General features: G+C 67.2%; 6 protein-coding genes. 2 read left to right on the top strand and 4 right to left on the bottom strand.

The window, feature by feature from the left end:
• Positions 1 to 502, top strand: a 502-nt coding sequence (locus Q8M82_RS17290; protein WP_305692557.1) for an NAD-binding protein, incomplete at its 5' end; no start/stop codon positions are given.
• A 12-nt stretch (positions 503 to 514) separates the two neighbouring features.
• Here the strand turns inward: Q8M82_RS17290 and Q8M82_RS17285 are convergent.
• The 3 genes from Q8M82_RS17285 to Q8M82_RS17275 form a co-directional block, all read right to left on the bottom strand.
• Positions 515 to 1,351, bottom strand: a complete 837-nt coding sequence (locus tag Q8M82_RS17285; protein ID WP_305692556.1) for an MBL fold metallo-hydrolase — start codon at positions 1,349 to 1,351, stop codon at positions 515 to 517.
• A 113-nt stretch (positions 1,352 to 1,464) separates the two neighbouring features.
• The gene (locus Q8M82_RS17280) at positions 1,465 to 2,430 is read right to left on the bottom strand and encodes a Bug family tripartite tricarboxylate transporter substrate binding protein (RefSeq protein WP_305692555.1); all 966 of its coding nucleotides are present in this window, start codon (positions 2,428 to 2,430) and stop codon (positions 1,465 to 1,467) included.
• 145 nt (positions 2,431 to 2,575) lie between these two features.
• Entirely contained in the window at positions 2,576 to 3,130 is a 555-nt protein-coding gene (locus Q8M82_RS17275) for a hypothetical protein (RefSeq protein WP_305692554.1), read from the bottom strand.
• Positions 3,131 to 3,303: 173 nt separating this feature from the next.
• Between Q8M82_RS17275 and ettA the strand changes: the two genes are divergently transcribed.
• On the top strand, positions 3,304 to 4,956 hold the full coding sequence (gene ettA, locus Q8M82_RS17270) for an energy-dependent translational throttle protein EttA (RefSeq protein ID WP_305692553.1): 1,653 nt from the start codon (positions 3,304 to 3,306) through the stop codon (positions 4,954 to 4,956).
• Between the two features lie 91 nt (positions 4,957 to 5,047).
• Here ettA and Q8M82_RS17265 read toward each other — a convergent pair whose 3' ends face one another.
• The gene (locus Q8M82_RS17265; protein WP_371126395.1) at positions 5,048 to 5,497 is read right to left on the bottom strand and encodes a MarR family winged helix-turn-helix transcriptional regulator; all 450 of its coding nucleotides are present in this window, start codon (positions 5,495 to 5,497) and stop codon (positions 5,048 to 5,050) included.
• Positions 5,498 to 5,740: the final 243 nt, after the last annotated feature.

Genomic DNA, 5,740 nt, shown 5'->3' with positions numbered 1-5,740 from the left:
GATCCAGGCGGCGGCCGGCTTCGGCTTCAAGGTGCATTACGGAGACGGCACGCGGCCCGAGATCCTGCATGCGTCGGGCGCCGAGCGGGCGGAGGCGATCCTGGTCTGCGTCGACAACCGCCAGACCAGCGACCGTATCGTCGCCGTCGCGCAGGAGGCGTTCCCGCATGCGAAGCTGTTCGTGCGCGCCTATGACCGGGGCCATTCGATGGACCTGATCCGGGCCGGCGTCGACTACCAGATCCGCGAGACCTTCGAATCCGCGATGACCTTCGGCACGGCGGTGCTGCTCGGCATGGGGGTGCCCGAACAGGAGGCCACCGAGATCGCGGAGGATGTCCGTCGCCGCGATGCCGAGCGCCTCGACCTCCAGGTCGCCAGCGACATCTATGCCGGCGTCGACCTCATCCGGGGCAATGCGCCGGTGCCCGCGCCTCTGACCAAGCCCAAGGCAGCCGGCAAGATCCACGGCAACGTGCCGGACGACCTCGGTTCCATGTAAGGGATCGGGGGATCAGTTCCCCGGCAGCACGATCATGGTCGGGCGGGCCGGCAGCGCGGCCTTGCTGACGGTCAGCACCGGCTGGTCGCGCCGCTCGACCGGCCAATTGTCCTGCGAGCGGGCGAGGAAGCGGCTCAGCGTGCCGCCGCCGAAGAAGTGCATCGGGATCATCACCCGCGCCTGCAGCGATTTCAGCACCTCCAGCATGCCCTCCTGGTCGAGCGTGTAGCTGCCGTCGACCGGGAAGAGCACGACGTCGACCCGGCCGAGCGCGCGCAGATGGCCCGGCTCCAGCGGATGATGCAGATGGCCGAGATGGGCGATGCAGAGCTCGCCGATCTCGAAGACGAAGATCGAGTTGCCGTCGAAATCGGTCGAGCCGGAGTAGGAGCGGATATTGGTCGGGACGTTGCGCACGCGCAGATCGGCCATGGTCAGATCGTGCTTCGCGGCGCCGCGGCCGGTGGGGTCCCAGCCCGGCAGGACCTGCTTGATCCCGGGATCGGGATTGCGCGAGTAGTGCGTCGAATGGGCCTTGTTCATCGTGGCGATGTCGGGCGTCACCTGCGGCCGGACATAGTCGTTGTAGTCGGTCGCGACCTTAACCCCTGCGGGCGTCTCGATCAGGAATGTGGCGTGTCCGACGAAGGTGATGCGCGCCTCGTCCTTGCCGAGGGCGGCCAGCGTCAGATGGGCGCGATGGACGGGGAGCCGCAGCGAGGCCATCTCCGGCCGGCAGCCCGGTTCGTCGGACTGGGCGCGGGCGGCCGCAGGCAGGAGCAGAATTGCCGCGGCCAGGGCGACGAACCCGCTGCGCACCGCTGTCCAGAACCTCTGGGTTCCCCGCATCGCCGTTCTCCCGACCTTCGGCCCGGCCACAGTGATGCATGGTCCGGGCCGAAGGGAAGGCGTTGCCGCCGCCGATGGCGCGTTTGTGAAAAGGCCCCGGCGGCTCGAAGTCGCTACTGCTTGGCGAGGCCGAGATCCTGGAGGACGGCCACGCCGCGCTCGGTAAAGGCCTTGGCGTAGACGGCGAATTCGCCGGGCTTGTCCCAGACCGGCGTGATGCCGCGATCGGCCATCGCCTTGCGGACCTCGGGGCGCTGCATGGTGCGTTCCGCCGCCTCGAACAGGATCTTGCGCCGGTCGGCCGGGACGCCCTTGGGCGCCGAAAGCGCGAACCAGTTCGAATAGGTCCAGTCGAGCCCGGCCTCCTTGGCGCTCGGCACATCGGGGAAACTCGGGTGGCGCTCTTCGGTCATCAGCAGGATCGTGCGCACGCGCCCGGCATCGAGCATGCCCTTGGCCTCGATCGGCGAGCCGGTGAAGACGCTGATGCCGCCGGCGACGAGATCCTGCAGGGCCGGAGCGCCGCCATTGCTGGGCACCCACCGCACCGTGTCGGGCGCCAGCCCCGCCGCCTTGAGCAGTCCGCCCGAGGCGATGTGCCAGGAGCCGCCGACGCCGGTTCCCGAGGCCATGAAGGTGCCCTTCGGGTTGTCCTTGACCGCCTTGATGTAGTCGGCCGCCGTCTTCAGAGGGCTGTCGGCCTTGACGGTGACGCCGGCCGGGATCAGCGAGACGCGGGAGAAGGTGTCGACGCTGTCGATGGTGATGTCGCCGAGGCCGAGCGTCTTGAAGAAGGAGATTTCGGGGCTGATGCCGCCGACGGTGTAGCCATCGGGCGTGGCGTTGGCGATTGCGGTGTGGCCGGTCAGCCCGCCACCGCCCGTGCGGTTGACGACGTTGACGGGCTGCTTCAGCTCGGCCTCATAGCCGGCGGCGAAGATGCGCATGACGGCATCCATGCCCCCGCCGGCCGCCCAGGGCACGATGAGCTGGACCGGACGATCCGGAAAGGCCCAGGACGGGCCGGCGACGGAGAGCAGGGCGGCCGCGCCGAGCGCAGCCTTGATGATGGTCTTCATGGTCCCTCCCCAGGGATGGCCGCCGGCTTGGCCCGGCTGGTCCTGAACAGAGCTTAGCGCGCTTTCCAGCGGTCCTACAAGATATGCTGCATACAGTGTTCGGTGTTCAGGTCGGTGCCGCAGAGTCCGGCCATTGCTGGGACGGTCAGTTGCCGCCGGGCGTCTGCGTCTTCACGGTGACGCGCGCTTCGGCCAGGCGCTGGTAGAGCCGCCGGCGGCGCAGCAGCGGCAGCCAGTCGTAGAGAAACATCTCGGCCGGGCGCCAGATCACCACCCAGCCGATGATGACGAGGCTCTCCTGGACGATGCGGGCGAAGGGTCCGTCGAAGGCCTTGGTCAGCGCGAAGCTGACAGCGAGGCAGAAGGCCAGTCCGGCGAAGCCGATCAGGAAGGCGCGCCGCCCGTCGCGGAAATGCTCGCGCAGGGCGTGGCCCTCGGAGCGCGCCTTGGCGGCAAACCAGCCCGTCAGCGCGGTCGCGAGGTCGGGGCCGGGCGCGCCCGCGTTTTCCGGCGCCGGCAGGTGAATGGTGATGGCGATGGGAGCGTCCTTCGGCAACTCCTGCGCCCATTCGACGATGTAGCGCTCGGCCTCGGCCGAGATGTCACCCTGGCTGAAGGGGAAGGGATCGAGCGTGTTGAAGAGCTGGGCCCCGTTGGCGAGGCGCAGCTCGATGGTCGCGTCGCCCGGGTTTCGCGTCATGTCCGATCAGCCTCGTCCGCCTGCCCGAGGCGGCATTATCCCGGCGGCGGGCCAGGGTGCAATCGCAGCGCGCGGACGGCATGCCGGTTGCGGCTGGCGGTGTGGCTCGCTACATACGCGCCAGATTCCCCGACCCTTGCGACCCTCAGTCCGCCAGCGGAGCCCGCACGCCCATGTCCCGCCAGTTCATCTACCATATGCGCGGCCTGTCGAAGACCTATCCGGGCGGCAAGCAGGTTCTCAAGGACATCCATCTCTCCTTCTATCCGGACGCCAAGATCGGCGTGCTCGGCGTCAACGGCGCCGGCAAATCGACGCTGCTCAAGATCATGGCCGGCTTCGACAAGGAGTGGACCGGCGAGGCCTGGGTCGCCGAGGGGGCGCGGGTCGGCTACCTGCCGCAGGAACCCAAGCTCGACGAGACCCTGAACGTCCGCGACAACGTCATGCTCGGCGTCGCGCCGCAGAAGGCGGTGCTCGACCGCTACAACGAGCTGGCGATGAACTACTCGGACGAGACCGCCGACGAGATGACGGCGCTGCAGGACGAGATCGAGGCCAAGGGGCTGTGGGATCTCGATTCTAAGGTCGACCAGGCGATGGATGCGCTGCGCTGCCCGCCCGACGACTGGGAGGTTTCCAAGCTCTCGGGCGGCGAGCGCCGCCGCGTCGCGCTGTGCAAGCTCCTGCTGGAGCAGCCGGAACTGCTGCTGCTCGACGAGCCGACCAACCATCTCGACGCCGAGACCACCGCCTGGCTGGAAGGTCACCTGCGGACCTATCCGGGCGCGATCCTGATCGTGACCCACGATCGCTACTTCCTCGACAACGTCACGAGCTGGATCCTCGAGCTCGATCGCGGCCAGGGCATCCCCTATGAGGGCAATTACTCGGCCTGGTCGGTGCAGAAGCAGAAGCGCCTCGCCCAGGAAGGCCGCGAGGACGTCTCCCGCCAGAAGACGCTGGAGCGTGAGCAGGAATGGATCTCGGCCTCGCCCAAGGCTCGCCAGGCCAAGAGCAAGGCGCGCATCCAGCGCTATGACGAACTCGTCCAGAAGGCCAACAACAAGGGGCCCGACACCGCGCAGATCATCATCCCGATCGCTGAGCGGCTGGGCAACAACGTCGTCGACTTCGAGAACATCTCGAAGGGCTTCCAGGACAAGCTGCTGATCGACGGGCTGACCTTCAAGCTGCCGCCGGGCGGCATCGTCGGCGTGATCGGCCCCAACGGCGCCGGCAAGACCACGCTGTTCCGGATGATCACGGGCCAGGACAAGCCGGATGCCGGCACGATCAAGATCGGCGAGAGCGTGACGCTCGGCTATGTCGACCAGAGCCGCGACTCGCTCGACGACAAGAAGAACGTCTGGGAGGAGATCTCGGGCGGCAACGACGTGATCTATCTCGGGAAGAAGGAAATCAATTCCCGTGCCTATTGCTCGGCCTTCAACTTCAAGGGCGGCGACCAGCAGAAGAAGGTCGGCTCGCTCTCGGGCGGAGAGCGCAACCGCGTCCATCTCGCCAAGATGCTGAAGGCGGGCTCCAACGTCCTCCTGCTCGACGAGCCGACCAACGACCTCGACGTCGACACGCTGCGGGCGCTGGAGGAGGCGCTGGAGGATTACGCCGGCTGCGCCGTGATCATCAGCCATGATCGCTGGTTCCTCGACCGCATCGCGACCCATATCCTCGCCTTCGAGGGCGACAGCCATGTCGAGTGGTTCGAGGGCAACTTCGCCGATTACGAGGAGGACAAGAAGCGTCGCCTCGGCATCGACTCCACGATCCCCAAGCGCATCCAGTACAAGAAGTTCTCGCGCTGAGGGGCTCGTAAACAAAAGCCCCGCGGCATTGAGCGTGCCGCGGGGCTTTTTTTTGTTTCTGGGCAACGCCAGCGTTGCCGAAGCCGAGCGCCTAGCGCGTCAGCGCCGTCCGTAGCGCGCCGATCTGGCCCGTGAGGCTGCGGGCTTCTTCGGCCGTCAGCCCGGTGGCGTCCAGCACGCAGGGCGGGACGCGCCTCGCCTTGTCGAGCAGGGCCTTGCCGTCCGCCGTCAACCGCAGCCGCACCTGGCGCTCGTCGGCCGGGTCGCGGCTGCGTGAGACAAGCCCTGACGCCTCCATGCGCTTCAGCAGCGGGGTCAGCGTGTTGGATTCGAGGAAGAGCTGCTCACCGATCTCGCCGACAGTGCGGTCGTCGCGCTCCCAGAGCGTCACCATCACCAGATATTGCGGATAGGTCAGGCCGAGCTCGTCGAGCAGCGGCTTGTAGAGCCGGTTGAAAGCGTGGCTGGCGGAATAGAGCGCGAAGCAGAGGAAGTCGTCCAGCTTCGGATCGGATGGCGGTGCGGCGGTGGTCATCGGCATCTCCCGGGTTTCGCCCTCAAAATAATCGCACACGATGCAATCGCAAGGGATTGACAGGGCGGTAGGCGGATCTTATTAAATCGCTCACGATCAAAGCGTAAGCGATTGAATGGATCGACCGACGGGCTGCCGCCGGGCCAACCTGGACCAGAAGGAGACGAGATCATGTCGAACCGCACCGAAGCCACCGAGGGCCAGCCCGCCCGCCGCGACCTGCTGGCCGGAATCGCGCTCGCCGCGGCG

Origin of the sequence: Allobosea sp. (genome assembly GCF_030694325.1) — a bacterium.
Lineage (GTDB): Bacteria > Pseudomonadota > Alphaproteobacteria > Rhizobiales > Beijerinckiaceae > Allobosea.
This window is presented reverse-complemented; position numbering and strand designations above follow the sequence as displayed.